Annotated in this window: 26 protein-coding genes and 1 pseudogene; 11 read left to right on the top strand and 16 right to left on the bottom strand. The window is 63.1% G+C overall.

Annotated features, from left to right (window positions below; translation table 11 throughout):
• Positions 1-113 precede the first annotated feature (113 nt).
• From bfr to HMCN_RS0110605, 9 genes are all read right to left on the bottom strand, one after another.
• Positions 114-590 carry a bacterioferritin gene (gene bfr / locus HMCN_RS0110565; protein WP_025917357.1) on the bottom strand — a complete coding sequence of 159 codons (477 nt, stop codon included), beginning with the start codon at positions 588-590 and terminating at the stop codon, positions 114-116.
• Between the two features lie 181 nt (positions 591-771).
• Positions 772-2,880 carry a TonB-dependent siderophore receptor gene (locus HMCN_RS0110570; protein ID WP_025917358.1) on the bottom strand — a complete coding sequence of 703 codons (2,109 nt, stop codon included), beginning with the start codon at positions 2,878-2,880 and terminating at the stop codon, positions 772-774.
• Between the two features lie 131 nt (positions 2,881-3,011).
• Positions 3,012-3,428 (bottom strand): biopolymer transporter ExbD, encoded by a 417-nt coding sequence (locus tag HMCN_RS0110575; RefSeq protein ID WP_025917359.1) that lies wholly within the window; start codon positions 3,426-3,428, stop codon positions 3,012-3,014.
• Positions 3,428-4,159, bottom strand: a complete 732-nt coding sequence (locus tag HMCN_RS0110580; RefSeq protein ID WP_025917360.1) for a MotA/TolQ/ExbB proton channel family protein — start codon at positions 4,157-4,159, stop codon at positions 3,428-3,430. Before HMCN_RS0110580 ends, HMCN_RS0110575 begins: the two co-directional genes overlap by 1 nt.
• A 22-nt stretch (positions 4,160-4,181) precedes the next feature.
• Positions 4,182-4,889 (bottom strand): energy transducer TonB, encoded by a 708-nt coding sequence (locus HMCN_RS0110585; protein ID WP_025917361.1) that lies wholly within the window; start codon positions 4,887-4,889, stop codon positions 4,182-4,184.
• A gap of 2 nt (positions 4,890-4,891) precedes the next feature.
• Entirely contained in the window at positions 4,892-5,125 is a 234-nt protein-coding gene (locus HMCN_RS0110590) for a bacterioferritin-associated ferredoxin (protein ID WP_025917362.1), read from the bottom strand.
• 40 nt (positions 5,126-5,165) lie between these two features.
• On the bottom strand, positions 5,166-5,354 hold the full coding sequence (gene hemP / locus HMCN_RS0110595) for a hemin uptake protein HemP (protein WP_025917363.1): 189 nt from the start codon (positions 5,352-5,354) through the stop codon (positions 5,166-5,168).
• Between the two features lie 213 nt (positions 5,355-5,567).
• Positions 5,568-6,692 carry a tRNA 2-thiouridine(34) synthase MnmA gene (gene mnmA / locus HMCN_RS0110600; RefSeq protein ID WP_025917364.1) on the bottom strand — a complete coding sequence of 375 codons (1,125 nt, stop codon included), beginning with the start codon at positions 6,690-6,692 and terminating at the stop codon, positions 5,568-5,570.
• On the bottom strand, positions 6,689-7,171 hold the full coding sequence (locus tag HMCN_RS0110605) for an NUDIX hydrolase (protein WP_025917365.1): 483 nt from the start codon (positions 7,169-7,171) through the stop codon (positions 6,689-6,691). Before HMCN_RS0110605 ends, mnmA begins: the two co-directional genes overlap by 4 nt.
• A gap of 214 nt (positions 7,172-7,385) precedes the next feature.
• Here HMCN_RS0110605 and HMCN_RS0110610 point away from each other — a divergent pair, with 214 nt between their 5' ends.
• Genes HMCN_RS0110610 through HMCN_RS0110620 form a run of 3 tightly spaced genes read left to right on the top strand, consistent with a single transcriptional unit; the run spans position 7,386 to position 10,276 of the window.
• Entirely contained in the window at positions 7,386-8,504 is a 1,119-nt protein-coding gene (locus tag HMCN_RS0110610; protein WP_025917366.1) for a Re/Si-specific NAD(P)(+) transhydrogenase subunit alpha, read from the top strand.
• A 12-nt stretch (positions 8,505-8,516) separates the two neighbouring features.
• Positions 8,517-8,828: an NAD(P) transhydrogenase subunit alpha gene (locus HMCN_RS0110615; RefSeq protein WP_025917367.1), complete on the top strand. Its 312-nt coding sequence runs from the start codon at positions 8,517-8,519 to the stop codon at positions 8,826-8,828.
• Entirely contained in the window at positions 8,828-10,276 is a 1,449-nt protein-coding gene (locus HMCN_RS0110620; protein ID WP_025917368.1) for an NAD(P)(+) transhydrogenase (Re/Si-specific) subunit beta, read from the top strand. The genes HMCN_RS0110615 and HMCN_RS0110620 overlap by 1 nt, the downstream gene beginning before the upstream one ends.
• Positions 10,277-10,506: 230 nt before the next feature.
• Here HMCN_RS0110620 and HMCN_RS0110625 read toward each other — a convergent pair whose 3' ends face one another.
• The 5 genes from HMCN_RS0110625 to HMCN_RS0110645 form a co-directional block, all read right to left on the bottom strand.
• Positions 10,507-11,721, bottom strand: coding sequence for an MFS transporter (locus HMCN_RS0110625; protein WP_025917369.1), 1,215 nt, complete (start codon positions 11,719-11,721; stop codon positions 10,507-10,509).
• A 156-nt stretch (positions 11,722-11,877) separates the two neighbouring features.
• Positions 11,878-13,032, bottom strand: a complete 1,155-nt coding sequence (locus tag HMCN_RS0110630; protein WP_025917370.1) for an FAD-dependent monooxygenase — start codon at positions 13,030-13,032, stop codon at positions 11,878-11,880.
• Positions 13,032-14,381 (bottom strand): aminopeptidase P N-terminal domain-containing protein, encoded by a 1,350-nt coding sequence (locus tag HMCN_RS0110635; protein WP_025917371.1) that lies wholly within the window; start codon positions 14,379-14,381, stop codon positions 13,032-13,034. The genes HMCN_RS0110630 and HMCN_RS0110635 overlap by 1 nt, the downstream gene beginning before the upstream one ends.
• Before the next feature lie 55 nt (positions 14,382-14,436).
• Positions 14,437-15,141 carry an N-acetylmuramate alpha-1-phosphate uridylyltransferase MurU gene (gene murU / locus HMCN_RS0110640; protein WP_025917372.1) on the bottom strand — a complete coding sequence of 235 codons (705 nt, stop codon included), beginning with the start codon at positions 15,139-15,141 and terminating at the stop codon, positions 14,437-14,439.
• 89 nt (positions 15,142-15,230) lie between these two features.
• On the bottom strand, positions 15,231-16,292 hold the full coding sequence (locus HMCN_RS0110645; RefSeq protein ID WP_051566907.1) for an aminoglycoside phosphotransferase family protein: 1,062 nt from the start codon (positions 16,290-16,292) through the stop codon (positions 15,231-15,233).
• Between the two features lie 98 nt (positions 16,293-16,390).
• Here HMCN_RS0110645 and HMCN_RS0110650 point away from each other — a divergent pair, with 98 nt between their 5' ends.
• Genes HMCN_RS0110650 through rsmA form a run of 4 tightly spaced genes read left to right on the top strand, consistent with a single transcriptional unit; the run spans position 16,391 to position 21,917 of the window.
• Positions 16,391-18,652, top strand: coding sequence for an LPS-assembly protein LptD (locus HMCN_RS0110650; protein WP_025917374.1), 2,262 nt, complete (start codon positions 16,391-16,393; stop codon positions 18,650-18,652).
• 33 nt (positions 18,653-18,685) lie between these two features.
• On the top strand, positions 18,686-20,086 hold the full coding sequence (locus tag HMCN_RS0110655; RefSeq protein ID WP_025917375.1) for a peptidylprolyl isomerase: 1,401 nt from the start codon (positions 18,686-18,688) through the stop codon (positions 20,084-20,086).
• Positions 20,086-21,141, top strand: coding sequence for a 4-hydroxythreonine-4-phosphate dehydrogenase PdxA (gene pdxA / locus HMCN_RS0110660; RefSeq protein WP_025917376.1), 1,056 nt, complete (start codon positions 20,086-20,088; stop codon positions 21,139-21,141). The genes HMCN_RS0110655 and pdxA overlap by 1 nt, the downstream gene beginning before the upstream one ends.
• A gap of 8 nt (positions 21,142-21,149) precedes the next feature.
• Positions 21,150-21,917, top strand: coding sequence for a 16S rRNA (adenine(1518)-N(6)/adenine(1519)-N(6))-dimethyltransferase RsmA (gene rsmA, locus HMCN_RS0110665; RefSeq protein ID WP_025917377.1), 768 nt, complete (start codon positions 21,150-21,152; stop codon positions 21,915-21,917).
• A gap of 105 nt (positions 21,918-22,022) precedes the next feature.
• On the opposite strand, the gene gloA is transcribed toward rsmA, so the two are convergent.
• Both gloA and HMCN_RS0110675 read right to left on the bottom strand, forming a co-directional pair.
• A complete protein-coding gene (gloA, locus tag HMCN_RS0110670) occupies positions 22,023-22,433 on the bottom strand; it encodes a lactoylglutathione lyase (protein ID WP_025917378.1) in 411 nt (136 codons plus the stop codon).
• Between the two features lie 257 nt (positions 22,434-22,690).
• Positions 22,691-22,951: pseudogene (locus tag HMCN_RS0110675) on the bottom strand (deoxyribodipyrimidine photo-lyase); the annotation flags it as partial.
• Positions 22,952-23,172: 221 nt separating this feature from the next.
• Between HMCN_RS0110675 and HMCN_RS0110680 the strand changes: the two are divergent.
• The 4 genes from HMCN_RS0110680 to HMCN_RS0110695 are packed head-to-tail and all read left to right on the top strand — an operon-like array spanning position 23,173 to position 25,695.
• Positions 23,173-23,811, top strand: a complete 639-nt coding sequence (locus tag HMCN_RS0110680) for a YqgE/AlgH family protein (RefSeq protein WP_193366413.1) — start codon at positions 23,173-23,175, stop codon at positions 23,809-23,811.
• Positions 23,812-23,827: 16 nt separating this feature from the next.
• The gene (gene ruvX, locus HMCN_RS0110685; protein WP_025917381.1) at positions 23,828-24,217 is read left to right on the top strand and encodes a Holliday junction resolvase RuvX; all 390 of its coding nucleotides are present in this window, start codon (positions 23,828-23,830) and stop codon (positions 24,215-24,217) included.
• A complete protein-coding gene (pyrR, locus tag HMCN_RS0110690) occupies positions 24,198-24,743 on the top strand; it encodes a bifunctional pyr operon transcriptional regulator/uracil phosphoribosyltransferase PyrR (RefSeq protein ID WP_025917382.1) in 546 nt (181 codons plus the stop codon). The genes ruvX and pyrR overlap by 20 nt, the downstream gene beginning before the upstream one ends.
• A complete protein-coding gene (locus HMCN_RS0110695; RefSeq protein ID WP_025917383.1) occupies positions 24,736-25,695 on the top strand; it encodes an aspartate carbamoyltransferase catalytic subunit in 960 nt (319 codons plus the stop codon). The genes pyrR and HMCN_RS0110695 overlap by 8 nt, the downstream gene beginning before the upstream one ends.
• The last annotated feature ends 151 nt before the right edge of the window (positions 25,696-25,846 follow it).

Genomic DNA, 25,846 nt, shown 5'->3' on the forward strand with positions numbered 1-25,846 from the left:
GAATGTCTTTCGCCTTTTTTATACTGTCTTATGTATATTTACATATCGCGCAAAATATGTGCGTGAAATGTAGTATTTTTTAGCATACCCGCGATATTCTCCTGGCTTTGAAATCAGGAGGCAGCGCCCATTTGCGACTGCTGGTAGTTCTGCAGGCCGACCTTCTCGATCAGGTCGAGCTGCGTTTCCAGCCAGTCGATATGCTCTTCGGTGTCGTCGAGGATCAGCAGCAGCAAGTCGCGCGAGACGTAGTCGGCGGCGGCTTCGGCGCAGGCGATGCCTTCCTTGACGGTTTTTTGCGCGCCGTATTCCAGCTTCAGGTCGCACTGCAGCATCTCCGGCGTGTTCTCGCCGACCATGATCTTGTGCATCGCCTGCACGTTCGGCAAGCCTTCCAGCATCAGGATGCGGTCGATCAGCTTGTCGGCGTGCTTCATTTCGCCGATCGATTCGTCGTATTCCTTCCTGCCCAATTTTTCCAGCCCCCAGTGCTTGTACATGCGCGCATGCAGAAAATACTGGTTGATGGCGGTGAGTTCATTGGTAAGTTGCGCATTGAGCAACTTGATGACGTTTTTGTCGCCTTTCATGGGAGCCTCGCAGGTGATGTGGAAGAGTCGGCTTGAGCGGCAGCAGCGCGGGCCAATGCCTGAGATCATAACCTGGCACAGTTGTTTCTGCCGCATCCGCTATCAAGAACGTTTCCTTTCTGAATTGGCTTGCCGGCGTTCCGGCAAGCCGCGGCACATCATGCATCTGCGCTGCGCCCGATCAGAACGCGGTGCTCAGGGTCAGTTGCGCGGCGCGCGGCGCGCCGACGATGATGTTGTTGTCGCCGCCGGCGGTGGCAAAGTAGTGGCGATCGAACAGGTTTTCGACATTCAGCGCGAGCCGAGTCTTGCCGTCAGCGAAAGCGTAGTAAATCGCGCCGTCGGCGCGGGTGAAGGCGGGCAGCGTCACCGCGTTGGTGGCGGTATTGGCATACACGCTGGACTGGTACACCAGCCCCAGGCCGAGCGCCCAGCCGCCGGCGAGGTCGATGCGGTTCCACAGCGAGGCGGCATTCTTCGGCACCAGCGCCACCGTGCGTCCGGCCGGCACCGCACTGCTGCCGGAGCCGGTGGACTTCTCGACGCGGGCGTCGAGATTGGCGTAACCGGCATACACCTGCCACTGTTTGGTGAGCTGTCCCTGCAGGCCGAGCTCGATGCCTTCAGTGCGTTGCAGGCCGGACAGCAGCAGCCTGGTCGGATCGTTCGGGTCGGTCGCCTTGACGTTGGCGCGGTCGAGGCGGAACACGGCGGCGGTTGCGCTCAGGCTGCTGCTCAGGTCCCACTTGGCGCCGAGTTCCCAGTTCCTGGCCTTCTCCGGCTCCAGTTCCGCATTGTTGGCCGCCAGCGACAGCGTTTCGCCGCTCGGCATGAACGCGTAGCTGTAGCTCAGGTAATACGAGGCGCTGGCGTTGGGCTGGTAGATCAGGCCGGCGCGCGGCGAGAGCGCGCTGTCGGTGCGCGCCAGGTCGGTGTTGGCCGCGGTGCGGTCGTCGATCGAGACGCCGAAGCGGTCGTAACGCAGGCCGAGCACGGCTTTCCATTGCAGCGCCAGCACGATTTGGTCCTGCAGATAGAGCGCGGCGATGTTGGCGACCGCGCGGTTGTTGGTGTCGCTGCTGGCGGCCTTCCACTGGGTGACCGACACCCTCGGGTTGGTGGCGTCGACCGTCGCCGTGGTGGCGCTGCCGAAATAGCCGGTGAGGCGGGTGTTGTCGCTCTCCTGGCGGCCGAGTTCGAGGCCGGTGAGCAGCTGATGCTCGATGCCGCCGCTGCGCACGCGAGCTTCCAGCTCGGTCTGGTTGAAGACGTTGGTGCGCTGGTTGGCCTGGCTGTAGGCGCTGATTGCCACTTTGCCGTTGCTGCCGACGCTGCTGTTGGGCTGGACGTTCTGGCGCGAAGTGTCGTACTGGGTGGCGCGGAACGTGTTGCGCAGCGTCAGATCCGGCGCCAGTTCGTGTTCGATCCTGGCGCCGAGGCCGTCGACCACGGCCTTGCCCGGACTCTGATCCGGGTTGCCGAAGAAGGTCGAGTGCGCGGTGTCGTAAGGCTTGCCGTTGAACGACGGGATGCCGCGGTCGACCGTGCGCTTGTCCTCGAAGTGCTCGTACGAAAGCAGCACCGAGGTGTCGCTGCTCGGGCTGAATTCGACTACCGGGTTGACGCCGCTGCGGCGCAGCTTGAAGCCGTCGCGGAAGCCGCCAGAATCCTCGACCATCGCGTTCAGCCGATAGCCGGCGCTGTCCGACAGGCGGCCGCTGATATCGGTGCTGGCGCGCTTGGCGTCAAAGCTGCCGTAGCTGACCTCGGCCTTGGCCTGCGGCGTCGCCAGCGGCCGCTTGGTGACGCGGTTGATCACGCCGCCGGCGCCGCCGCGCCCGAAGGTCATGCCGCTCGGCCCCTTGAGGATCTCGATGCGCTCGGCATTGTAGGGGTCGCGGAAATACAGCGCGTCGTCGCGCACGCCGTCGACGTAGAAATCGGCAGTGCTGCTGATGCCGCGCAACACCGGCTGGTCGCGCCCGCCCTCGCCGGGATTCATCGACGCCCCCGGCACGTAGCGCAACACCTGCGCCATGCTGCGCACCGCTTGGTCCTTCATCAGTTCTTCTGGCACCACCTGGACCGATTGCGGGACGTCGCGCAATGCGGTGTCGGTTTTGGTGACGGTGGCGGAGCGGGTCGCGCGGTAGCCGGTCACCGGGCCGTCGGCGCGTTCGGCCTGCCCCTGCACGTTGATTTGCGGTAGCGTGGTTTCGTCGCTGTAGGCGACGCTGCTGGTGCCGAGCGCGGCCAGCAGCAGAGCCAGTTTGGTCTTTCTGAATGCCATGATTTCCCTGTTGTATTGAGTTGGGTGGCTGGCTGGTGCATCGGAAAGACGCTTGGCTGGCTATTGGAGGAGGTAAAACGGTGCTGCCTGCCCGCCGTCTGAGCGGCGGTATTGTTTGCAGGCTTGCTTGCTTATTTCGGCTGCGGCTCGGTGACGAAGCCGATCTTGCCGAGGCCGCCGGACTGCGCGGCGGCCATCACTTGCGCGACTTTCTCATATTGCGTGGTGCGTTCGGCGCGCAGGTGCAGTTCCGGCTGCGGGGTTTTTTGGGCCGCTGCAGCAATGCGGACCTGCAGCTGGTCCGCAGTCACCGGCGCGCTATTCCAGTAAACGCTGCCCTGGGCATCGATGTCCAGGTTGATGTTCTCCGGCTTGAGCAGATCGGGCCGGTTGGTCGCGCGCGGCAGGTCGATGTTGACGCTGTGGTTCATCACCGGAATCGTGATGATGAAAATGATCAGCAGCACCAGCATCACGTCGACCAGCGGCGTGGTGTTGATTTCGGGGTTGAAGTCGTCGTCCGCATCCGACAGGGAGCCCATCGCCATCAGCTGGCCTCCTTGACCGCAACCAATCGGGCCGGTTTGGCGGCGTCGCTGCCGCCGTTGCCGCTGCGGGCGCCGGTGACGAACAAGGCGTGCAGGTCGAAGCCGAACTTGTTGAGTTTCGCCATCGTTGCCTTGTTGCCGCGCACCAGCGCGTTGTAGCCGAAGGTGGCGGGAATCGCGACCGCCAGCCCGAGCGCGGTCATGATCAGCGCCTCGCCGACCGGGCCGGCCACCTTGTCGATGCTGGATTGGCCGGAGGTGCCGATCGCGACCAGCGCGTGATAGATGCCCCAGACCGTGCCGAACAGGCCGATGAAGGGCGCGGTGGAGCCGGCCGACGCCAGCACCGCCATGCCGGCCTGCAGCCGCGCCGATGCTTCATCGATCGCTTGCCGCAGCGACAGCGTGACCCAGTCGCTGACCGACAGCTGGTCGTGCAAATGGCCCTTGTGCGCCTGGTGGTGTTGCATCGCATCGACCCCGTTTTGGGCGATGTCGGCGAACGGGTTGCCGCGCCCGAGCGTGGCGATGCCTTCGGCCAGGGTGGTGGTGTCCCAGAATTCGCGCCCGGCCGCTTGCGCGGCGCGCCGGAAGCGCCATAGCTGCAGCGCCTTGGTGACGATCACGAACCAGGATGCGACCGACAGCGCCAGCAGCAGACAGGCGACGCCTTTGGTGACCAGGTCGCCCTGGGTCCACAGGCTTTCCAATCCATAGGGACTTTCTTGCATGATGTTCCTTTAATTTGATGGATTAATTGTTGAGCTGGAAGCGGATCGGCACGATGACGAACACCGCCACCGCTTGGCCGTTGTCGAGATGGGGCAGGAACTGCGCGCGCAGAACGGCTTCGCGCGCTGCCTCGTCGAGCCGGGCGCTGCCGGACGAGGTGCGGATTTCGGCCCGCTCCGGCATCCCCTGGGCGCTGACCAGCACGCGCAGGATGGCGCGACCTTCTTCGCCCATGCGGCGCGACAGCGGCGGATAGCGCGGTTGCGGCGGCTGCAGGTATTCGACCCCGCTTGATATGGTTTTCGGCTGCACTGTTACGGTCGGAGCGGTCGCGGCCGGCGTGCCGGCCTCCTGCGCGGATGGCGTACCGGGCGCGGCCGGGCTTTCCGGCGGCGCGCCGATCGCCTGCTGCGCGGGCGCTGCAGCGACCGGCGGCATCGGTATCGGCGTCGTTTTGCGCGGTGCGATGATTTTTTGCGATGCCGGTTTCTTGCCCGGCCGGGGCGGCGCAGCTTGTGGCTCCGGCGGGCTGGCGACAGCCGGTCGCCCGGGCGTTATGAAGGTGGCGAACAATTCCTTTGGGGCTGCCGGCGCCGTCGGCAGCTGCGTGCCCAAACCGCTTTGCAGCGCAAAAAATAGTCCGGCATGCAGCAACACGATGGCTCCCAGCGGCCCGATCCGGTCTTGCTGCCAGTCGGTTGGGCTACCTGGATACCGTGCTGCCGCCATCGTCAAGCTGCCTGCGTGCGGCGCGGGAATGCGACCGATTTCGCTGTCATCGCAGGAGCCTGTCCGGCGCCGGCGTTCCGGTATTCCTTCAGCACCGTTTTCGCGCAACTCTTGCACTTGCCGCAGCAGGTGCCGACGCCGAGATCGTCGCGCAGGGCCGACATGGTGTTCAATCCCAGATCCGCCGCCTGGCGGATTTCCCGGTCGGAAATATTGTTGCAGACGCAGACAATCATCAGAGTTCCTTGCTTATAGTGGTGGATCGCTGGAATAACGTTATGCATTCAAAATCAGCTTGTTGAGTTGCGTCAGCCGCAATCGGTAGATGCGGCCTTCATGATCGATCTCGATTTCGCGCCCGCGCTGGAACAGATCCCGGCTGCTGATGCGCAGCACCGCGCTATTGGTGCTGTCGGCAGCGTTGGCATTGTTGCGGTCAGAATCCGGGCGGGTTGCTGCGGTCATCGGGGTCTTTCTTTAAATGAGAACTATTCTCATTCGTATTATTAATGACTCCGATAACGTTTGCAAGCGTTTTTTGCCGCATGCGGCGATTGCCATGAATTGGCGGATGATTGGTGAAAGTGTGGCGGGGTGGGAGCAGTGCGGTGCGCAGATCAGATTGCGGTGCTTGAACGATGCGATCTGATCTGTGCGGTGGCGTGTGATGCGGGAGGATTATGGTTCGCGCTGCAGTCCGGCAGCGCTGTCGGAGCATTCGATGATGCCGCCGCCGAGGCAGACGTCGCCGTCGTACAAGACCGCGGATTGCCCCGGCGTGACCGCCCATTGCGCCTGGCTGAATTCCAGCGAGAATGCATCGTCCGATATACTCCCAAGAACGCAGGCCATGTCCGCTTGTCGATAGCGGGTTTTTGCGCAATACCCTCCTGGTTCTGGCGCTGCTCCGGCAATCCAGTTGCTCTGGCGGGCTTCCAGACGGGCCGACAGCAGCCACGGATGGTCGTGGCCCTGGACCACGTACAGGGTGTTGTTGGCGATGTCCTTGTGCGCAACGTACCAGGCGTCGCTGCTACCGTCCGGATTCTGGCGCGACTTGATGCCGCCGATGCCGATGCCCTTGCGCTGCCCCAGCGTGTAGAAGCTCAGCCCGACGTGCTCGCCCACGATATCGCCTTCCGGCGTCTTCATCGGGCCGCGCTGGTACGACAGGTAGCGGTTCAGGAATTCGCGGAACGGGCGCTCGCCGATGAAGCAGATGCCGGTCGAATCCTTCTTCTTCGCGTTCGGCAAGCCGATTTTTTCAGCGAGCTGGCGCACCTCGGTCTTCTGGGTTTCGCCCAGCGGAAACAGGGTATTGGCCAGCTGCGCCTGGTTCAGCCGGTGCAGGAAATAGCTCTGATCCTTGCTGGCGTCGAGCGCCTTGAGCAACTGGAAGCGGCCGTTGCGCTCGCGCACGCGGGCGTAGTGGCCGGTGGCAATGTAGTCTGCACCCAGCTGCATCGCATGGTCGAGGAAGGCCTTGAACTTGATCTCGGCATTGCACAGCACGTCCGGGTTCGGCGTGCGGCCGGCCTGGTATTCGCGCAGGAATTCGGCAAACACCCGGTCTTTGTATTCGGTTGCGAAGTTGATCGCCTCGATATCGACTCCGACCACGTCGGCCACGCTGACCGCATCGATCCAGTCTGCGCGGGTCGAGCAGTATTCGGAATCGTCGTCGTCTTCCCAGTTCTTCATGAACAGGCCGATGACTTCGTACCCTTGCTCCTTCAGCAGCCAGGCCGAGACCGAGGAATCGACCCCGCCCGACATGCCGATCACGACTTTTTTCCTGGTCATGCGGCACCACCGAAGATCGAAGAATGCGTTTGCAGCAGCGACAGCGGGGCCCGCACGCCGGCCAGATAATCGTCGATGCAGCGCAGCACCAGCGGGCTGCGGTGGGTGGCCTGGCAGGCCACGATTTCGTCGTAGGTCATCCACAGCGCGCGCAGGATGCCGGTATCGAGCGGCTGGTCGTGCCGTTGGCCGACCGCGCCGGTAAACGTGAAACGCAGGTAGGTGACGTCGCGCCTGGTGCGCGTCGATACGTAACGCGACATATACATGCCGATCAGCGCGGTGGGCGTGAAATCATGCGCGGTTTCTTCCAGCGTCTCGCGCACCACCGCCTGCTCCAGCGATTCGAGCGGGTCCAGATGGCCGGCCGGCTGGTTAAAGCGCACGCCGTCGCTGGTTTCTTCCTCCACCAGCAAAAAATGGCCTTGCCGTTCGATGACAGCCGCGACCGTGACAGAAGGTGCCCAGATGTGAGTCATAGTTTTCCTTGATAAGGATGGCATTTTACCGTGTGCGCCGCGCTTGCTGTTCAGCCCGGACGTCAAGCCGGCGGACATTGCTGGTCGATGCATGGAATAAGGTTAGAACAAATGAATATAAGCAATCTTGCTTTGCGATAAATAGAATTTCGCCCGCTGCACTATTATTGTCGTGTAAGATTTCCGTAAGAATCACAAAATCCAAGGAGGAAACATGAAAATCGGCATTCCCGCCGAAACGCGCTCTGGAGAGACGCGCGTTGCCGCCACGCCGGAAACGGTCAAGAAACTGGTGGCAGCCAAGCATCAGGTTGTTGTGCAATCGGGCGCTGGCGTAGCGTCCAGCGTCATAGACGCAGCCTATCAAACTGCCGGCGCCGAGATCGGCAGCGCGACCGACGCCTTTGGTTGCGACATGGTGCTCAAGGTACGCGCGCCTTCGGCCGACGAACGCGCGCTGATCAAATCCGGCACGGTCGTGATCGGCATGCTCAATCCTTTCGATGCCGACAACATCGCTGCGATGGCCGCCCACGGGCTGACCGCCTTCGCGCTGGAAGCCGCGCCGCGCATCACGCGCGCGCAATCGATGGACGTGCTGTCGTCGCAAGCCAATATCGCCGGCTACAAGGCGGTGTTGCTGGCTGCCAATACGTACGGGCGCTTCATGCCGATGCTGATGACCGCCGCCGGCACCGTGAAAGCGGCGCGCGTGCTGATCATGGGCGTCGGCGTCGCCGGCCTGCAGGCGATCGCCACCGCCAAGCGACTCGGTGCGGTGATCGAAGCGTCCGACGTGCGCCCGCCGGTCAAGGAGCAGGTCGAGTCGCTCGGTGCCAAGTTCCTCGACGTGCCCTTCATAACCGATGAAGAAAAGGAAATCGCCCAGGGCGCCGGCGGCTATGCCCGCGCCATGCCGGCAGACTGGATGCGGCGCCAGGCCGAACTGGTGCACGAACGCGCCAAACTGGCCGACATCATCATCACCACCGCGCTGATTCCGGGCCGCAAGGCGCCGGTCCTGATCTCCGAGGACACCGTCAAGGCGATGAAACCCGGTTCGGTGATCGTCGACATGGCGGCCGAGCAGGGCGGCAACTGCCCGCTGTCGGTATCCGGCCAGATCGTCAATCAGTATGGGGTCCACATCATCGGCGACTCCAACCTGGCGACCCAGGTTCCGGCCGACGCTTCGGCCCTGTATGCGCGCAACGTGCTCGATTTCCTCAAGCTGATCGTCGATGCCGACGCCAATCTGACGATCAATCGCGAAGACGAAATCGTCGCCGCGACGCTGCTGTGTAGCGGCGGCGAGATCATCAAAAAATCATAATCAGGGAGCATCATGGAAATCAGTCATACCATTACCAATCTCATCATCTTCGTACTGGCGATCTACGTCGGTTATCACGTGGTCTGGACCGTCACGCCGGCGCTGCATACGCCGCTGATGGCGGTCACCAACGCCATTTCCGCGATCATCATCGTCGGCGCGATGCTGGCCGCCGGCCTGACCGAAGGCATGGTCGGCCAGGTGATGGGCACGCTGGCGGTCGCGCTGGCCGCAGTCAACGTCTTCGGCGGCTTCCTGGTGACCCAGCGCATGTTGGAGATGTTCAAGAAAAAAGAGCCTAAAGCAGCCAGGGAGAGCAAATAATGAGCATGAACCTCGTTACTTTGCTGTACCTGATTGCATCGGTGTGCTTCATCCAGGCCCTCAAGGGCTTGTCGCATCCCTCGACTGCCCGGCGCGGCAACGCGTTCGGCATGATCGGCATGGCGATTGCGGCGGCCACCACGATCGCGCTGATCATCAAGCTGAAATCCGAAGCCACCGGCGCCGGCATGGGCTACGGCCTGGTCATTCTGGGCGTGGTGGTTGGCGGCTCGATCGGTGCCGTCCTGGCCAAGCGGGTCGAAATGACCAAGATGCCGGAACTGGTGGCAGCGATGCACTCGCTGATCGGCCTGGCCGCAGTCTGCATCGCGGTCGCCGCGGTATCGGAGCCGTGGGCCTTCAGCATCGCCGGGCATGGCGTTGCGATCCCGTTCGGCAACCGGCTGGAGCTGTTCATCGGTACCTTCGTCGGCGCCATCACCTTCTCCGGCTCGGTGATCGCGTTCGGTAAATTATCGGGCAAATACAAGTTCCGCCTGTTCCAGGGCGCGCCGGTCAGCTTCAAGGGCCAGCATTTCCTGAACCTGATCCTGGCCATTGCAATGCTCGGTCTGGGACTGATCTTCTGCTTCGCCCCGGGCACCGAACCGGTCTGGCTGCCGTTCATCCTGATGGCGCTGATCGCGTTCGCGCTCGGCGTGCTGATCATCATCCCGATCGGCGGCGCCGACATGCCGGTGGTGGTGTCGATGCTCAACAGCTATTCCGGCTGGGCCGCTGCCGGCATCGGCTTCTCGCTGAACAATTCGATGCTGATCATCGCCGGTTCGCTGGTCGGATCCAGCGGTGCGATCCTGTCCTACATCATGTGCAAGGCGATGAACCGCTCGTTCTTCAACGTGATTCTGGGCGGCTTCGGCGGCGATGCCGCCGCAGCTGCAACCGGCGGCGCACAGGCGCAGCGTCCGGTCAAATCCGGCTCGGCTGACGACGCCGCTTTCCTGTTGGGCAATGCGGAAACCGTGATCATCGTGCCGGGCTACGGCCTGGCGGTGGCGCGGGCCCAGCATGCGCTGATGGAACTGGCCGAGAAGCTGACCCACAACGGCGTCACCGTGAAGTTCGCGATTCACCCGGTGGCCGGGCGTATGCCGGGCCACATGAACGTGCTGCTGGCCGAAGCCGAGGTGCCCTACGACCAGGTGTTCGAGATGGAGGACATCAACAGCGAATTCGGTCAGGCCGACGTGGTGCTGGTGCTGGGCGCCAACGACGTGGTGAATCCGGCCGCCAAGGATCCGAAATCGCCGATTGCCGGCATGCCGATCCTGGAGGCATACAAGGCCAAGACCGTGATCGTCAACAAGCGTTCGATGGCTTCCGGCTATGCCGGGCTGGACAATGAACTGTTCTACATGGACAAGACTATGATGGTGTTCGGCGACGCCAAGAAGGTCATCGAGGACATGGCCAAGGCGATCGAGTAGGAGGGCTCTGCCGGCAACGGCAGTGGCGCCCAGTTGGCGTTAAGTTCAAAAGCCGTATCGGGCGCAATGCCCGATACGGCTTTTTTGTCCGGATTGCAAAAAACCGCGCACCGGGCTGGTCAAAGTTGGATCATGAATGACAGTCGCATTTGCGCAGCGGTTGCAGTATGGAAAACGCGCTGCTGCCAGCGTCGGCAATCATGCGCCCAGCGATGAACCGCCGGCTCCGATCAGTCCGGCTGGCGGGGGGATGCATCAGAACGGCGCTTTCGGTCCGGCCGCAAGAACGCGAACGCCGCTAGCGCAGCGAAGGCGAGGCCGGCAGCCAGCAGGAAAGCGCTGGCCGGATGCACCAGCCACAGGGCTCCGGCGATCAGCGATGCCGGCAGGTAAATCAGGCCGGTCACAAAATTGTACAGACCGATCGCGGACGCGCGCCGCTCCAGCTCGAGATCTGCGATGAACGCCTTGCTTTGCGCTTCGTCGATCGCATAGAACGCGCCATAGATGATGAACAGGGCAACAACCTGCAATTGCGTGGCTGCGAATGCGAAACCGAGGCTCATCAGCAGATAGACCAGGTAGCCCAGCATGATCATGCGCGCCCGGCCGACACGGTCGCCGAGCTTGCCGATCAGCGGTGCGGCAACGACAAACGCGATGTTAAATAGTGCGTACAGCAACACGATATCCTTGACCGAAAAACCGACGCTGTGCGCGCGCAGCAGCAGAAAGCTGAAGCTGAAATAGGCCAGCGAAAAAATTCCCGACGTAACAAGGTAGCGCTTGAATTCCGGACTGAGGACGCCCCATGTTTCGAACATGTTTTCGCGCCGGTGCGCAAGCCCTGGCCGGTCCTTGATCCGGCCCAAGACCACGATGCTGAGCAAGGCGGGAACCAGCGCGACCAGGAACAGGATTCGGAATGTCGCCGCGCCGTCCCCCAGCCACGACAGCAGACCATAGGCCGCCAGCGGGCCGAGCACGGCGCCGGACTTGTCGAGCGCCTTGTGCACGCCGAACGCGTATCCCCTGCTGCTTTTGTCGGCTACCGCCGACAGCCAGGCATCGCGCGGCGGCCCCCGGAAACTCTTGCCCAATCGCTCGATGACACGAAAGACGCTGAGGCCGGCGACCGAACTGGAGAGCAGCAAAATGAGTTTGGCCAGCGTGGAAAAACCATAGCCGGCCAGAGCAAAGGCTTTGCGTTTTCCGGTCCGGTCCGACAGCCAGCCCGCGAAGTAATTCAGCGAGGATGCGGACAAGTCGGAGAAGCCCTCGACCATGCCGAGCAGAGCGGCCGATGCCCCCGCGATCGTCGTAAAGAAAATCGCGAAGACGGAAAATATCATTTCGGAGCTGAGGTCGGTCAGAAAGCTCACCAGGCCCAGCTTGAGCACATCCGGGTGCACGCCAAATTTCTTGTTGGCTGAATCAGGTGGCATAGCATCCTTTATGGCCGCGCCTGGCTCCGCGGCGCAGTCCGAAATCAGTGGAGCGGCAGTTAATACGGAACGTCTGCAGTGCTAGGGTGCGCATGGCACACCCTAGCAATTCATGGGTTTCGCGCAAGCCTTGCGACTGCATGAAGATAGGGGGAATTAGCGCAGGCCGAACAGCATCTGCTGCGCCAGCAGGCGTTTGACCGGTTTCGCAGCATCAAGCAGGCCAAGCGAAAGACCGAGCAACGCCTGCGACGGGGCGTCGTCGGCGGCGCTAGCAAAGACCCGCGCCAGCGCATCGGTGAGGCGAATGGTGCGGCCGCGGTCGTCTTGGCGGGCGCGCTGGAAAGCGGCCAGGCCGGCCGGCGCCGGCTGTTTGGCCAGCAGGCGCGCCAGCACTGCGGCGTCGCGCAAGCCTAGGTTGAGCCCCTGTCCGGCCACCGGGTGCAGGGTTTGGGCCGCATTGCCGATGGTCACGGTGCGCGCGGTTGCGGCCGGATGCGCATTCAGGCCCAGCGGATACGCCAGTCGCGCGCTGCTGCTGCAAAACGTGCCGAGCCGGTGGCCGAACGCCTGTTGCAGCGCCGCCAGGAATGCGGGCTCGTCCAGTTGCAGCAACTGGTCGGCACGGGCCGGTCGGCAGCACCACACCAGCGCATAGCCGTTATGCTGCGGCAGCAGCGCCAGCGGGCCTTCCTCGGTGAAGCGCTCGAACGCGCGCTGCGCCAGCGGCGCGCTGCAGGTGACGTGGGCAATCAGCCCGACCTGGTCGTAGTCGCGGTGCAGCGCTTTCGCAGCCTGCTCGGAAAATACGCCGCCTTCGGCCTGCGCCACCAGTTGCGCGTGCAGCGTGCGCGGGCCGCCGGCGTCTTCCAGTTGCAGCGTCACGCCGTCGTCCTGCTCCTGCAATGCGCACAGGCGGGCCGGGCGCAGCGTGCGGATGCCGGCCTGCGCGGCGCCGGCATGCAGCGCCGCCACGATCGCGCCGTAGCGCGTGACGTAGCCGAGCGCCGGCAAGCGGTAGTCGGCGCAGTCGATCAGGGTGCGGCCAAACTGGCCGCGGCGCGAGGCATGGATTTGTTCGATCGCGGTGGCGGCAATCGGCCAGGCGCCGGCCCGCTCCAGGATCTGTCGGCTGCCGTAGGACAGCGCGATCGAGCGCGGATCGTGCACGGTTTGTTCCAGCGTCTTGGCGTCGATCAGCGCGATGCGCGCCGCCGGTACGCCGCATTTGACCAGGTGCAGCGCCAGCGTCAGGCCGACCGGCCCGGCGCCGCAGATGGCGATGTCGGCAATTGCGGAATCGGTCGCCATCACGGTTGCCGCATCACGGCTTCGATCTCGGCCACCGTCTTGGGCGCGTCCTTGCTCAGGATGTCGCAGCCGGTCGCCGTCACCAGCGCATCGTCCTCGATGCGGATGCCGATATGCCAGAACTCCGGCGGCACGCCGTCGGCCGGCCGCACATAGATGCCGGGTTCGACCGTGGTCACCATGCCGGGCTGCAGGATGCGCCACGGCTTTTCCTGGCCATCTGCGGCCGCTTGCGTGCGATCGCGGTACTCGCCCACGTCATGCACGTCCATGCCCAGCCAGTGGCCGGTGCGGTGCATGTAGAACTGGCGGTAAGCGCCCTTGGCGATCACGTCGTCCAGCGTGCCGACCTTGTCGGCGTCCAGCAGGCCAGTATCGAGCATGCCTTGCGCCAGCACCCGCACGGCGGCATCGTGGCCGTCGATGAAGCGCCGTCCCGGGCGGGTTTCGGCAATCGCGGCGGCCTGCGAGGCCAGCACGATTTCGTACAGGGCCTTTTGCGGCCCGGAGAAAACGCCGTTGGCCGGGAAGGTGCGGGTGATGTCGGAGGCGTAACTGTCGAGTTCGCAGCCGGCGTCGATCAGCACCAGGTCGCCGTCCTGCAGCACGGCGTCATCGGCGCGGTAGTGCAGCACGCAGGCGTTGGCGCCGGTGGCCACGATCGAGCCGTAGGCCGGCGCCTGCGAGCCCTGGCGGCGGAATTCGTGCAGCAGTTCGGCTTCCAGCTGGTATTCGCGCAGGCCGGGGCGGCAGAGTTGCATCGCGCGGCGGTGCGCCGCCGAGGAGATTTCGGCCGCGCGCCGCATCAGGGCGACTTCGCCGCCATCCTTGAACAGGCGCATTTCGTCCAGCAGGCACTGGACGTCGTGGGCGCTGGCGGGCGCTGCCACCCCGGCGCGCGACTGTGCCCGCACGTTGGCCAGCCAGCCCTGCACCTGTGCATCGAGTCTGGCGTCGCTGCCCAGCGCATAGAACAGCGCCGGCGCATCGGCCAGCAGCTTGCCCATTTCGGCGTCGAGCGCGGTCGCCGGATAGGCGGCGTCGAAGCCGAATGCGGTGCGCGCGGCTTCCGGGCCGAAACGGTAGCCGTCCCAGATTTCGCGTTCCAGGTTCTTTTCGCGGCAAAACAGGATGGCCTGCGGCGGCCGCCCCGGCAGCGCCGTCAGCACCACTACCGCTTCCGGCTCGCTAAAGCCGCTGAGGTAGTAAAAATAGCTGTCGTGCCGGTACGGGTAGTCGGCATCGCGGTTGCGCATCACTTCCGGCGCAGTCGGGATGATGGCGACGCCGCCGCCCCTGGCCTGCATCTGTGCGATCAGGCTGGCGCGGCGCTCTGCGTAGGATTTCATGGGGTGTCCTTTGGTTGCGACCGTGCCACGGCGACGGTCTCGGATGTTTCGATGCTCACGCCAGCGGCGCGTTCAGTTGCGCCAGCCGCTCCACGCTGCCGACATCGGTCCAGTCGCCGCGGTAGAGTTCGCCGCCGACCTGGCCGCGCGCGGCATATTCGCGTAGCAGTGGCGCCAGCTTGGCGCTGCTGCCGGCTTCGATGACGTCGAAGATTTCGGGCCGGTAGACGCCGATGCCGGAGAAGGTGTAGCGCGGCTCGCCCTGGTTGGCGACCGTATGCAGGTTCAGCGCGAAATCGCCTTCCGGGTGATGGGCCGGGTTCTTGACCAGGTACAGCCAGGCCACGTCGCGCCGGTCGGCGGCATACGGCTGGCCCCACATGTCGGCCTCGGCCAGCGTGTCGATGACTTGGGTGAAGTCGAAATGCGGGCAGTAGATGTCGGCGGCGATCGCCACGAACGGCTCCGGACCCAGCAGATGGCGCGCCTGCGCTACGCCGCCGGCGGTTTCCAGCGCGCTGGCTTCGGCCGAATAGGCGATGCGGGCGCCGAACCGGCTGCCGTCGCCGAGCGCGTCCTCGATCATGCTGCCCAGATGCGCGTGGTTGATGACGATCTCGGTGATGCCGGCGCGCACCAGGTTGCCGATGTGCCAGACGATCAGCGGCCGGCCGCGCACCTTCAGCAGCGGCTTCGGGCAGGCGTCGGTCAGCGGGCGCATGCGCTCGCCGCGTCCGGCGGCAAAAATCATTGCTTTCATGGGGTAGTTGTTTTGTATATGTAGGGTATTATTTTTATCACAGGAAAAATGTGCGGTAAATGCCTGTTTTTTCCTATACTCCATGTTTTTTAAAATGTGTACCCGACCTGCGGCGTTTGTCCTTCCAGTGCGTTCAGCAAGCGCACCAGCGGCGCCAGTTCGCGGTAACGGCGCGCGGTCTTGAACACGTATTCCCGCACCAGCGGGAGGTCCTGCAGATAAGCATCCTTGCCGTCGCGATAGTTCAGGCGGGCGAAAATGCCCAGCACCTTCAGGTGGCGCTGCAAGCCCATGAATTCGAAATCGCGGTAAAAGCCGTCGATGTCGGGATTCACCGGCAGGCCGGCGCGCTTGGCCTTTTCCCAGTAGCGGATCGCCCAGTCCAGCACCATTTCCTCATCCCATGCGATGTAGGCGTCGCGCAGCAGCGACACCAGGTCGTAGGTGATCGGGCCGTACACCGCATCCTGGAAATCGAGAATGCCGGGATTGCCCTGCGGCAGCACCATCAGGTTGCGCGAGTGGTAATCGCGGTGCACGAACACTTGCGGCTGCGCCAGGTTGTTGGTCAGCAAGACCTCGAACACCTGGTCCAGATCGACCTGCTGGGCTTCGGTCAGCGTGGCGCCCAGATGGCGGCCCAGATACCACTCGGGAAACAGCATCAGTTCGCGCTGCAGCAGCGCGCGGTCGTATTCCGGCAAGAGCTCCGGCTGGCTCTGGCTTTGCAGCCGGATCAGCGCATCGATCGCGTCCAGATACAGCTTGTGCGCGGTGTCGCTGTTAAGCTGGTGCAAGTAGGTGGTCGCGCCGAGGTCGGTCAACAGCAGGAAGCCGTGTTCCGGGTCGGCTGCCAGTACCTGCGGCACCGTGACGCCGGTCTGTCCGAACAGCTCGGCCACGTGGATGAAGGGCCGCACATCTTCCTGCGGCGGCGGAGCGTCCATCGCGATCACAGTGCCGCCGTCCGGCGTGTCGACCCGGAAATAACGCCGGAAGCTGGCGTCGCTGGATGCGGCGCGCAACGTTTCCGGCAGGGTCGGCGTGGCGGCCAGCGTGGCCAGCCATGCGGTCAATTGGGCAAGGCGCAGATCGGGCGGGTTATGCGGTGTGGTGGATGAGGGTGTAGCTAAAGTTATATGTGAGGACATGAAGCAGCCTGGGGAATCCGTTGTGGGTGACGAGTTCCCATATAATAAGGGATTAATTTCAAAAAATCGCCTGCCATGGCCATTCGCCCCTTTCGCTCATGAGTTGGCACACCACAAGTTGGCACACCACAACGCTGCAAACGCGCTATCGGCTCAGCATGCTGGCAGCGGCCATTGCGCTGGCCTGTCCGCCGCCGCTGGCGTATGCGCAGGGCTTGCCCAATCCGACCCGCAGCAAGGCGATAGAAGAAAGCCAGCCGTCCGAGATCAGCGCCGAGATCATGACCGGGCGGCCCGACCGCGAACTGCAGCTGGACGGCGAGGTGGAAATCCGGCGCGGCCAGACCACCATCAAGGCAGATCATGCGCTGTACCTGCAGATCGAGGATGAAGTCACCGCTTCCGGTCATGTCTGGATCAAGCGTTTCGGCGATCTGTATCGGGGCCAGCAATTAAAGCTCAACATGAGTTCGGGCGCAGGCTATGTGACCAGTCCCGAATACAAGCTGCTGCAAAATAACGCGCAGGGCAAGGCGCGGCGCATCGATTTTGAAAGCAGCGAGCGCGCGGTCGTCAGTCAGGGCACTTACAGCACCTGCGAAGGGTCCGACCCGGACTGGTACCTGCAGGCCGACACCATGCGCCTGGACAGCGGGCGCGAGGTCGGCACCGCATCCAGTGCGGTAGTGTATTTCAAGGGGGTGCCGATCATGGGCGTGCCCCTGATGTCGTTCCCGCTCTCGGATGCGCGCAAATCGGGCGTGCTGCCGCCGACCTTTGGCGCCACTTCCAAAGGCGGGCTGGAGTTGGAGCTGCCGTATTATTTCAACATCGCCCCTAACCGCGATTTGACGCTGTTTCCCAAGATCATCAGCCGGCGCGGCTTGCAGCTCGGCGCGGAAGGCCGTTATCTGGAGCCGGACTATGCCGGCCAGACCAGGATCGAGGTTTTGCCGGACGACCTGCAAACCAGGACCAACCGCTATTCGCTGGCCTCGATTCACAACCAGAAGCTGGCTCCCGCATGGTCGTTCGGCTGGAACCTGAACCGGGCCTCCGATAATGACTATCCGAGCGATTTCGGGCAATCGATTACCGCCAGCTCGCTGCGCCTGTTGCCGCGCGACGTGTATACGAATTATTCCGGCACGTACTGGAATGCGGCGGCCAGGATGACCAGTTACCAGTTGCTGCAAGACCCGCTGGCGCCGATTGTCCGGCCGTTCGGCCGCCTGCCGCAACTGAACTTGCATGCGGGGCGGGAGGACGTGCAGGGCTTCGACTGGGCGTTCGATTCGGAATTCTCGCGTTTTTTCCTGCCGGATGAGGAGTTAAAGGGCCGGCCGCGCGGCGACCGCCTGCTGATCAATCCGCAAATCAGTTATCCGCTGGTGCGGCCCGGTTATTTCATTACGCCCAAGCTGTCGCTGCACGCCACCAGCTATCAGCTCGATGCGCCGGCGGGCAGCTTTTCGTCCGCGTCGACGCTGACGCGCACGCTGCCGACCTTTTCGCTCGACAGCGGGCTGTTGTTCGAGCGCGATACCACATTTTTCGGTCAGCAAGCCCGGCAAACGCTGGAGCCGCGCCTGTTTTACGTGTACACGCCGTTCCGCGACCAAAGCCTGTTTCCGAATTTCGACAGCGCCGAAGCGACTTTCAGTTACCCGCAGCTCTTTAGCGAAAACCGCTATTCTGGCTCGGACCGCATCAGCGATGCCAACCAGCTGACCGCTGCGCTGACCTCGCGCTATCTGGACCCAAGCGGGGCCGAACGCTTGCGCCTGTCGCTGGGGCAGCGTTTCTACATCAGCACCCCGCGGGTGACGCTGACCGGCCCCAACAGTGCCGGCCAGGAAAGCCGCTCCGACCTGCTGCTGGCCGCCAGCGGCCGCGTCACCGGCGCGCTGCGCCTCGACAGCGCGCTGCAATACAGCGTCAATCAGAACAGCCTGTCGAGCAGCTTGTTCGGCGTCCAGTGGCTGCCGGCACCGAAAAAAGTGCTGAATGCCGAATATCGCTACGTGGCCAAGAGCAGTTCCGTTGACTTGCTAAAGCAGGTTAAACTCTCCGGCCAGTGGCCGCTGGCGGATCGGATCTATGCGGTCGGCCGGGTCAGTTATTCGGTGCCGGACCGCAAGACGGTCGATAGCCTGTTCGGGATGGAGTACAAGGAAGACTGCTGGATTTTCCGGGTCGTGGCGCAGCGCATCACCACTGCGACCCAAACGGCTAATTCGACCATCTTCATCCAGCTGGAATTGAACGGGCTCTCCAAAATCGGCTCCAACCCGCTGAAAGCGCTGCAGCAGAATATCCCCGGTTATCAGTCGGTCAATGATCCTGTAGTAAAAAATTAACCAGATCACGCAATCCATCCACACGAAAATACCATGAGCGAATTTCAATCTATGCGTAATCGTAATGCGAACATATCGAAACCGGCGCCGCTGCTGGCCGTGCTGCTGGCCCTGGCGTTGAGTGCGCCGGTGGCTGTTCTGGCGCAAGCCAAGAGCGCGCCCATGGCCAAAGCTGCAGTGCCAGCTGCCGCTCAACCGCAACTGGTGGACGCCATCATTGCGGTCGTCAACGATGAAGTCATCACCCGGCAGGAACTCGAGCAGCGCCTGCGCACAGTCGAGGCCCGCGCCGTCAAGCAGGGCATCAAGCTGCCGCCGCGCGCCGAATTCCAGCAGCAGTTGCTAGAACAAATGGTGCTGGAGCGGGCCCAGATGCAGTTGGCCAGGGATGCCGGCATCAAGGTCGATGACATCATGCTCGACCGCGCGGTCGGCCGGATTGCCGAGCAAAACAAAATGACGCTGCAGAAATTCCGCGATATGCTGGAGCAAGAAGGCACGCCGTTCGCGCAGTTCCGCGAAGAAATCCGGCAGCAAATCACCCTGCAGCGCCTGCGCGAACGCGAGGTCGACAGCAAGATCCAGGTAGCCGAATCGGAAATCGACAATTATCTCAGCGCTGAAAGAAATACTGCGCAGACCCAGCAAGAGTTGCATCTGGCCCAGATATTGGTGCGCATCCCTGAAAACGCTTCCGCCGAGCAAATCGCCGCGCGCGAGAAGCGTGCGCAATCGGTGCTGCAACAGCTCAAATCGGGCGGCGACTTTGCCACCGTGTCGGCCGGCTTTTCCGATGCCGGCGAGGCGCTTACCGGCGGCGAGCTGGGCTGGCGCACCCAGGATCGATTGCCTAAACTGTTTCTCGACGCGGTCGCGAACCTGAGTCCGGGCCAGGTATCTGGAATCGTCAGGAGCGCCAACGGTTTTCATATCCTGAAGCTGGTCGACAAGCGCGACGCAGCCAAATCCGCCGCCAGCGCCCCGGCGGTGCAGCAAACGCATGTGCGGCATATCCTGATCAAGGTCAATCAGGCGGTGCCGGCCAATGAGGCGCGGCGCAAGCTGACCGAGCTGAAACAGCGGCTGGACAACAAGGCCGCCAAGTTTGAAGACCTGGCCAAACTGTTTTCCAACGATTTGTCGGCATCCCAGGGCGGCGATCTGGGCTGGATCTATCCCGGCGACACGGTGCCGGAATTCGAGCGCGCGATGAATGCGCTGCAACCGGGGCAAGTCAGCGAACCGATCGAGTCGCCGTTCGGCTACCACCTGATCCAGCTGGTCGAGCGCAAGACCGATGAAGTTTCGCCGGAACGCCAGCGCAACGCGGCCCGCATGAGCATTCGGGAGATCAAGATCGAAGAGGCGGCGCAGGACTGGCAGCGCCAAGTGCGCGACCGCGCCTACGTTGAATTCCGGAATGACGAGAAGTGATGGCGACAACTGCTCCGGCCAGCCGCCCGACGCTGGCCATCACCACCGGCGAGCCGGCCGGCATCGGCCCTGAAATTTCGCTCAGGGCCGCCTGGGCCCTGCGCAACGAAGTCAGGGCGGTGCTGATCGGCGACGCCGCATTCCTGGCCATGATCGCAGACCAGATCGACCCGGCGATCAGCCTGGTTTCGCTGACCGTGCGCGCACTGCGCAACAACGGCTTGCCGGATTTCCCCGTAGACCGGATCACGGTCATCGATTGCCCGCTGGACGCGCATGTGGTGGCCGGCCGGCTGAACCCGAAAAACGGCCGCGCGGTGCTGCGGACGCTGGATGTCGCGATCGAAGGCGCGCAAGCCGGCTGGTTCGACGCCATCGTCACCGCGCCGTTGCAAAAAAGCACTATCAATGATGCAGGCATCGCCTTTACCGGCCATACCGAATATCTGGCCGAGAAGACGCACACGCCGCAGGTGGTGATGATGCTGGCCGGCGGCACCGCGCCGCATTTGCGCGTTGCTCTGGCAACCACCCATCTGGCGCTGAAAGACGTGCCGGCGGCGATCACCTTCGATGCCCTGAGCCGCACCTTGGCAATCATTCACGCCGATCTGCAACGCAAGTTCGGTTTGCAGCGGCCACGAATCCTGGTTACCGGACTGAACCCGCATGCCGGCGAAAGCGGTTATCTGGGCCGCGAGGAAATCGATGTCATCGAGCCGGCAATCGAGGCCGCGCACGCCAAGGGGATGCAGGTCAGCGGCCCGTATCCGGCCGACACCCTGTTCCAGCCCAAATACCTGCAGGACGCCGATTGCGTGCTGGCGATGTACCACGACCAGGGCTTGCCGGTGCTGAAGTTCGCCAGCTTCGGCCACGGCGTCAACATCACGCTCGGCCTGCCGCTGATCCGCACCTCGGTCGATCACGGCACCGCGCTCGATCTGGCGGCCCAGGGCATCGGCCTTGCCGATTGCGGCAGCATGATTGCTGCGATGCAAACGGCGGCCCGGATGGCGGCCTGTTCCAACGCATCCGGCGCACAACAGAAATAAATCCCTTAATGAAACATATCCCCCGCAAGCGCTTCGGCCAGAACTTCCTGACCGACCAATTCGTGCTGTCGCGCATCGTCGATGCGATCGATCCGCAGCCGGACGACGCGATGGTCGAGGTCGGCCCCGGCTTGGGCGCGATGACGCGCCTGTTGCTGGAGCCGCTGCAGCAGATGCACGTGGTCGAACTCGACCGCGATCTGGTGGCGCGGCTAGAAAAAACCTTCGATCCGGCCAAGCTGGTGATCCACGCCGGCGATGCGCTGCAATTCGATTTCGCCGCGATCCCGGTGGCGCCGGGGCGCAAGCTGCGCATCGTCGGCAACCTGCCGTACAACATCTCCAGCCCGCTGCTGTTTCATTTTGCAAAATTCGCGCAGCAGGTCGAGGACCAGCACTTCATGCTGCAAAAGGAAGTGGTCGAGCGCATGGTGGCGCCGCCCGGCAGCAAGACCTACGGCCGGCTGTCGGTGATGCTGCAATGGCGCTACCGGATGGAATTGCTGTTCATCGTGCCGCCGACCGCGTTCGAGCCGCCGCCGCGGGTCGAGTCCGCCATCGTGCGCATGATCCCGATTGCGCAACCCTTGCCGTGCGACGCCGACAAGCTGGCTGCGGTGGTGCAAAAGGCGTTCTCGCAGCGCCGCAAGGTGATCCGCAACTGCCTGGCCGGCATGTTTACCGAAGCCGACCTGATCGCCGCCGGCGTCAACCCACAGCACCGGCCCGAAACCGTGCCGCTGGAGCAATACGTGGCGCTGGCCAACCGCCTGTAAGGCGTCTCTGAATCAACTGAGAGCAAAGGGGTATTTTTACTTTCCGCATATTCTATATGCGGGAAGTGCCATGTTTTTTTGCATACCCATGTTTTTCTGATTTTGTCAGCGCAGCCCGGCGCCGCCGGCATCGGCCTTGCGTTCGATCAGCTCGATCTTGTAGCCGTCCGGATCTTCGACGAAGGCGATCACCGTGCTGCCGCCTTGCACCGGGCCGGCTGCGCGGGTGACGTTGCCGCCGGCTGCCCTGGCCGCGGCGCAGGCTTGTCGCGCGTCCTCGACCGCGATCGCGATATGGCCGTAGGCGCTGCCCATTTCGTATTTTTCCACCCCGTAGTTGTAGGTCAGCTCCAGTTCCGCGTGCTCCGGATTGCTGCCGTAGCCGAGGAAGGCGAGCGTGTATTTGTATTCCGGGTTGTCGCTGGTGCGCAGCAGGCGCATGCCGAGCACGCGGGTGTAAAAGTCGATCGAGCGCTGCAGGTCGCCGACGCGGAGCATGGTGTGGAGGATGCGCATGGTGCTGTTTTTCTTTGGTTGGAGAGACTGATCACTGTAACCGAATCGGGCGCAGTGTGCGGTCGACGAAAAATCCGCAATGCGGCGCCGGCCCGGCCTCCCGGTGTATTTTGAATTTAAGATGAGTATGCATGAAAACATGTGCTTTTTGCACGCATTCATTGCGATTTTTAAAAATACATATAGCTGTATATTTCATGCCGGATTTTCCTTTAGGCTGCTTTTTTGACCGCTGCGTAGCGCTGCAGCGTGCGTTTGCGGGCCGCGTCGTAGCGCACGATCAGGCCGCCGCCCATCGCGCGCAGGGCGGCATCGAGTTCGCGCAGGCTGGCATGGATGAATTCGACCCGGCGGTCGGCCTGCAGGCCGGATTCCAGCAGGGGCTGCAGGATGGCGCGGTCGAAGATGAAGGCGCAAAACACGCGCCGGCTGGATTTGAGCGCATGGTACAGCGCCGCATGGTCGAAATTGCGCAAGTCGCGGCGAAACCAGACCAGGGAGGTGTCGAAAGTGGGCATGGCGGAGTGCGTGCAGTGGCGGCGAAAGGGGCCAGTATGACAGCCTGGCGCTGTTGCAGATTGCTCAAGGGCAAAGGGCGGCGCCGGGCAAAAGCGCGCACGGCTTGCGCCATGTCATGGCAAGTCTGCAAAAGACAGCGCAATCCTGATGCAGGCCAGCGGTGCGGCTTGGCAAAACTGCTAAAATAACGGCTATGCCCAAGCTCAGTAAAAACCCCAAAATGCAAGTCTCGCCTGGTTCGTCCCAGGTCAGTTCCGATCTGTCCGGCGATGCCGGCGCAATGACTCTCAATGCCCTGAATCTGGCGAATCATTTTCTGATCGCAATGCCCTCCATGGCCGACCCGGTGTTCAGCGGCACCGTGGTGTATCTGTGCGAGCACAATAGCCAGGGTGCGCTCGGTATGGTGATCAACAAGCCGACCGACATGTGCATCGACGACCTGCTGGACCGGGTCGAACTGCAGGGTGAGAAGTCGCCCGACTATCTGGCGCTGGCCGAGCGGCCGGTGATGTTCGGCGGCCAGGTGCAGGAAGATCGCGGCTTCGTGCTGCACACGCCGGGCGATGCCTATTCGTCGACCCTGAAAGTGACCGAGCAGATCGCCTTCACCACTTCGCGCGACATACTGGAAGCGATCGCAACCGGAAAAGGCCCGAGCCGGTTCCTGATCAGCGTCGGCTACTCCGGCTGGAGTGCCGGCCAGCTGGAGAGCGAAATCGCCGCCAATGCCTGGCTGACAGTGGAGGCCGACCCCGCCGTGCTGTTCGATCTGCCGCTGGAACAGCGCTACAAGGCTGCCATCAGGCTGCTCGGCATCGACCCGCTGATGCTGGCGGCCGAAGCCGGCCATGCGTGAGCGCTAAGTTCGCCTGATGGAAACCGTGCTGGCGTTCGATTTCGGCCTCAAGCGCATCGGCGTTGCGGTCGGCAACACCCTGTTGCGCCAGCCGCAGCCGCTGGCCGTGATCGAAGCCCCCACCAACGCGGCCAAATTTGCCGCCATCGCAAGCGTCGTTGCGGAGTGGCAGCCGGCGCGCTGCGTGGTCGGCCTGCCGCTGCATCCGGACGGCGCCGAGCATGAGATGACGGTGCGCTGCCGTCGTTTTGCCAACCAGTTGCACGGCCGCTTCGCGGTCGAAACCGCGCTGGTGGACGAACGTTATTCTTCTGCGGTACTGGAAGCCAAACGCGGGGAGCTGATCGATTCGCGCTCCGCAGCCATTATCTTGCAACAATACTTCGATGAAACAATCTCCTCCTGATCCCGGCACCCAAGCGCCCGATGCCGAAGTGCTCTACACAATCCTGGCCGCGCAGATCAAGGCCGCCATCGCGGAGATGGACGCGCCGCCGGGCAATCTGGCGCTGGTCGGCATCCATTCCGGCGGCGCCTGGCTGGCCGAACGGCTGGCCGCCGACCTGCAGTTGAGCGACCGGCTCGGCTTTGTTGATGTCTCCTTTTATCGCGACGATTACGCGGCCAAGGGCTTGCACGCCGAGGTCAAGCCGACCCAGATCCCGTTTTCGGTCGATGGCGCGGTCATAGTGCTGGTCGATGACGTGCTGTACACCGGGCGCACCACGCGCGCCGCGATCAATGAATTGTTCGATTACGGCCGCCCGGCCAGAATCCTGCTGGCGGCACTGGTCGACCGCGGCGGGCGCGAACTGCCGATTGCTGCCGATTTCGTCGCCGCTACCGTCCCACTGCCCACCGGCCAAGCGCTGCTGCTGCAATGCGCGGCAGACGGCCAACTCACGCTCAAGCTCACCACACGCCATGCATAATCCGCAACTGAATAAAAACGGCGAGCTGCAACATTTGCTCACCATCGAAGGCCTGCCGAAACCGATCCTCAACCACATTCTCGATACCGCGTCCTCGTTCGTCGGCGTGTCCGACCGCGAAGTCAAGAAAGTGCCGCTGATGCGCGGTAAAAGCGTGTTCAACCTGTTCTTCGAGAACTCGACCCGGACCCGTACCACGTTCGAGATCGCCGCCAAGCGGCTGTCGGCCGACGTCATCAACCTGAACATCTCGGCCTCCAGCGCCAGCAAGGGCGAGTCGCTGCTCGACACCATCGACAACCTGGCGGCGATGCAGGCCGACATGTTCGTGGTGCGCCACAGCCAGTCCGGCGCGCCGCACCTGATCGCCGCCCATTTGAGCCGGATCAACCAGCACCATGTACATGTGGTCAATGCCGGCGACGGCCGCCATGCCCACCCGACCCAGGGTTTGCTGGACATGTACACGATCCGCCACTACAAGAAGGATTTCAGTCAGCTGACGGTGGCGATCGTCGGCGACATCCTGCACAGCCGCGTGGCGCGCTCCGACATCCACGCGCTGACCACGCTGGGCGTGCCGGAAATCCGCGCGATCGGCCCGCTGACCTTGCTGCCGGGCAGCTTGGAGCAGATGGGCGTGCGCATCTTCACCGACATCAACGAAGGCCTGAAAGGGGTCGACGTGATCATCATGCTGCGGCTGCAGAACGAGCGCATGAACGGCGGCCTGCTGCCGTCCGCGCAGGAGTATTTCAAGAGCTACGGCCTGACGCCGGAACGGCTGGCGCTGGCCAAGCCGGATGCCATCGTGATGCACCCCGGGCCGATGAACCGCGGCGTCGAGATCGACTCGGCGGTGGCCGACGGCACGCAGGCGGTGATCCTGCCGCAAGTTACGTTCGGGATTGCGGTGCGGATGGCGGTGATGGGGATTTTGGCCGGTAATTAACATGAAAGTCGCAAGGCGACTCACTTCGCCCCCCCTCGCCCGCGAGCGGGAGAGGGGCTGGGGGAGAGGGCGGCGGCTATGGAATAAGGTAAACATGAAACTCCACATCAAAAACGGCCATCTGGTCGATCCGGCCAACGGGATCGACGCC

It is taken from the genome of Herminiimonas sp. CN (genome assembly GCF_000622895.1).
Taxonomy (GTDB): Bacteria; Pseudomonadota; Gammaproteobacteria; order Burkholderiales; family Burkholderiaceae_D; genus AVCC01.

What these genes read in the sequence shown, in the direction of transcription:
- bfr (WP_025917357.1), bottom strand. Translation starts at nt 590, where the DNA reads ATGAAAGGCGACAAAAACGTCATCAAGTTGCTCAATGCGCAACTTACC.
- HMCN_RS0110570 (WP_025917358.1), bottom strand. Translation starts at nt 2,880, where the DNA reads ATGGCATTCAGAAAGACCAAACTGGCTCTGCTGCTGGCCGCGCTCGGC.
- HMCN_RS0110575 (WP_025917359.1), bottom strand. Translation starts at nt 3,428, where the DNA reads ATGGCGATGGGCTCCCTGTCGGATGCGGACGACGACTTCAACCCCGAA.
- HMCN_RS0110580 (WP_025917360.1), bottom strand. Translation starts at nt 4,159, where the DNA reads ATGCAAGAAAGTCCCTATGGATTGGAAAGCCTGTGGACCCAGGGCGAC.
- HMCN_RS0110585 (WP_025917361.1), bottom strand. Translation starts at nt 4,889, where the DNA reads ATGGCGGCAGCACGGTATCCAGGTAGCCCAACCGACTGGCAGCAAGAC.
- HMCN_RS0110590 (WP_025917362.1), bottom strand. Translation starts at nt 5,125, where the DNA reads ATGATTGTCTGCGTCTGCAACAATATTTCCGACCGGGAAATCCGCCAG.
- hemP (WP_025917363.1), bottom strand. Translation starts at nt 5,354, where the DNA reads ATGACCGCAGCAACCCGCCCGGATTCTGACCGCAACAATGCCAACGCT.
- mnmA (WP_025917364.1), bottom strand. Translation starts at nt 6,692, where the DNA reads ATGACCAGGAAAAAAGTCGTGATCGGCATGTCGGGCGGGGTCGATTCC.
- HMCN_RS0110605 (WP_025917365.1), bottom strand. Translation starts at nt 7,171, where the DNA reads ATGACTCACATCTGGGCACCTTCTGTCACGGTCGCGGCTGTCATCGAA.
- HMCN_RS0110610 (WP_025917366.1), top strand. Translation starts at nt 7,386, where the DNA reads ATGAAAATCGGCATTCCCGCCGAAACGCGCTCTGGAGAGACGCGCGTT.
- HMCN_RS0110615 (WP_025917367.1), top strand. Translation starts at nt 8,517, where the DNA reads ATGGAAATCAGTCATACCATTACCAATCTCATCATCTTCGTACTGGCG.
- HMCN_RS0110620 (WP_025917368.1), top strand. Translation starts at nt 8,828, where the DNA reads ATGAGCATGAACCTCGTTACTTTGCTGTACCTGATTGCATCGGTGTGC.
- HMCN_RS0110625 (WP_025917369.1), bottom strand. Translation starts at nt 11,721, where the DNA reads ATGCCACCTGATTCAGCCAACAAGAAATTTGGCGTGCACCCGGATGTG.
- HMCN_RS0110630 (WP_025917370.1), bottom strand. Translation starts at nt 13,032, where the DNA reads ATGGCGACCGATTCCGCAATTGCCGACATCGCCATCTGCGGCGCCGGG.
- HMCN_RS0110635 (WP_025917371.1), bottom strand. Translation starts at nt 14,381, where the DNA reads ATGAAATCCTACGCAGAGCGCCGCGCCAGCCTGATCGCACAGATGCAG.
- murU (WP_025917372.1), bottom strand. Translation starts at nt 15,141, where the DNA reads ATGAAAGCAATGATTTTTGCCGCCGGACGCGGCGAGCGCATGCGCCCG.
- HMCN_RS0110645 (WP_051566907.1), bottom strand. Translation starts at nt 16,292, where the DNA reads ATGTCCTCACATATAACTTTAGCTACACCCTCATCCACCACACCGCAT.
- HMCN_RS0110650 (WP_025917374.1), top strand. Translation starts at nt 16,391, where the DNA reads ATGAGTTGGCACACCACAAGTTGGCACACCACAACGCTGCAAACGCGC.
- HMCN_RS0110655 (WP_025917375.1), top strand. Translation starts at nt 18,686, where the DNA reads ATGAGCGAATTTCAATCTATGCGTAATCGTAATGCGAACATATCGAAA.
- pdxA (WP_025917376.1), top strand. Translation starts at nt 20,086, where the DNA reads ATGGCGACAACTGCTCCGGCCAGCCGCCCGACGCTGGCCATCACCACC.
- rsmA (WP_025917377.1), top strand. Translation starts at nt 21,150, where the DNA reads ATGAAACATATCCCCCGCAAGCGCTTCGGCCAGAACTTCCTGACCGAC.
- gloA (WP_025917378.1), bottom strand. Translation starts at nt 22,433, where the DNA reads ATGCGCATCCTCCACACCATGCTCCGCGTCGGCGACCTGCAGCGCTCG.
- HMCN_RS0110680 (WP_193366413.1), top strand. Translation starts at nt 23,173, where the DNA reads ATGCAAGTCTCGCCTGGTTCGTCCCAGGTCAGTTCCGATCTGTCCGGC.
- ruvX (WP_025917381.1), top strand. Translation starts at nt 23,828, where the DNA reads ATGGAAACCGTGCTGGCGTTCGATTTCGGCCTCAAGCGCATCGGCGTT.
- pyrR (WP_025917382.1), top strand. Translation starts at nt 24,198, where the DNA reads ATGAAACAATCTCCTCCTGATCCCGGCACCCAAGCGCCCGATGCCGAA.
- HMCN_RS0110695 (WP_025917383.1), top strand. Translation starts at nt 24,736, where the DNA reads ATGCATAATCCGCAACTGAATAAAAACGGCGAGCTGCAACATTTGCTC.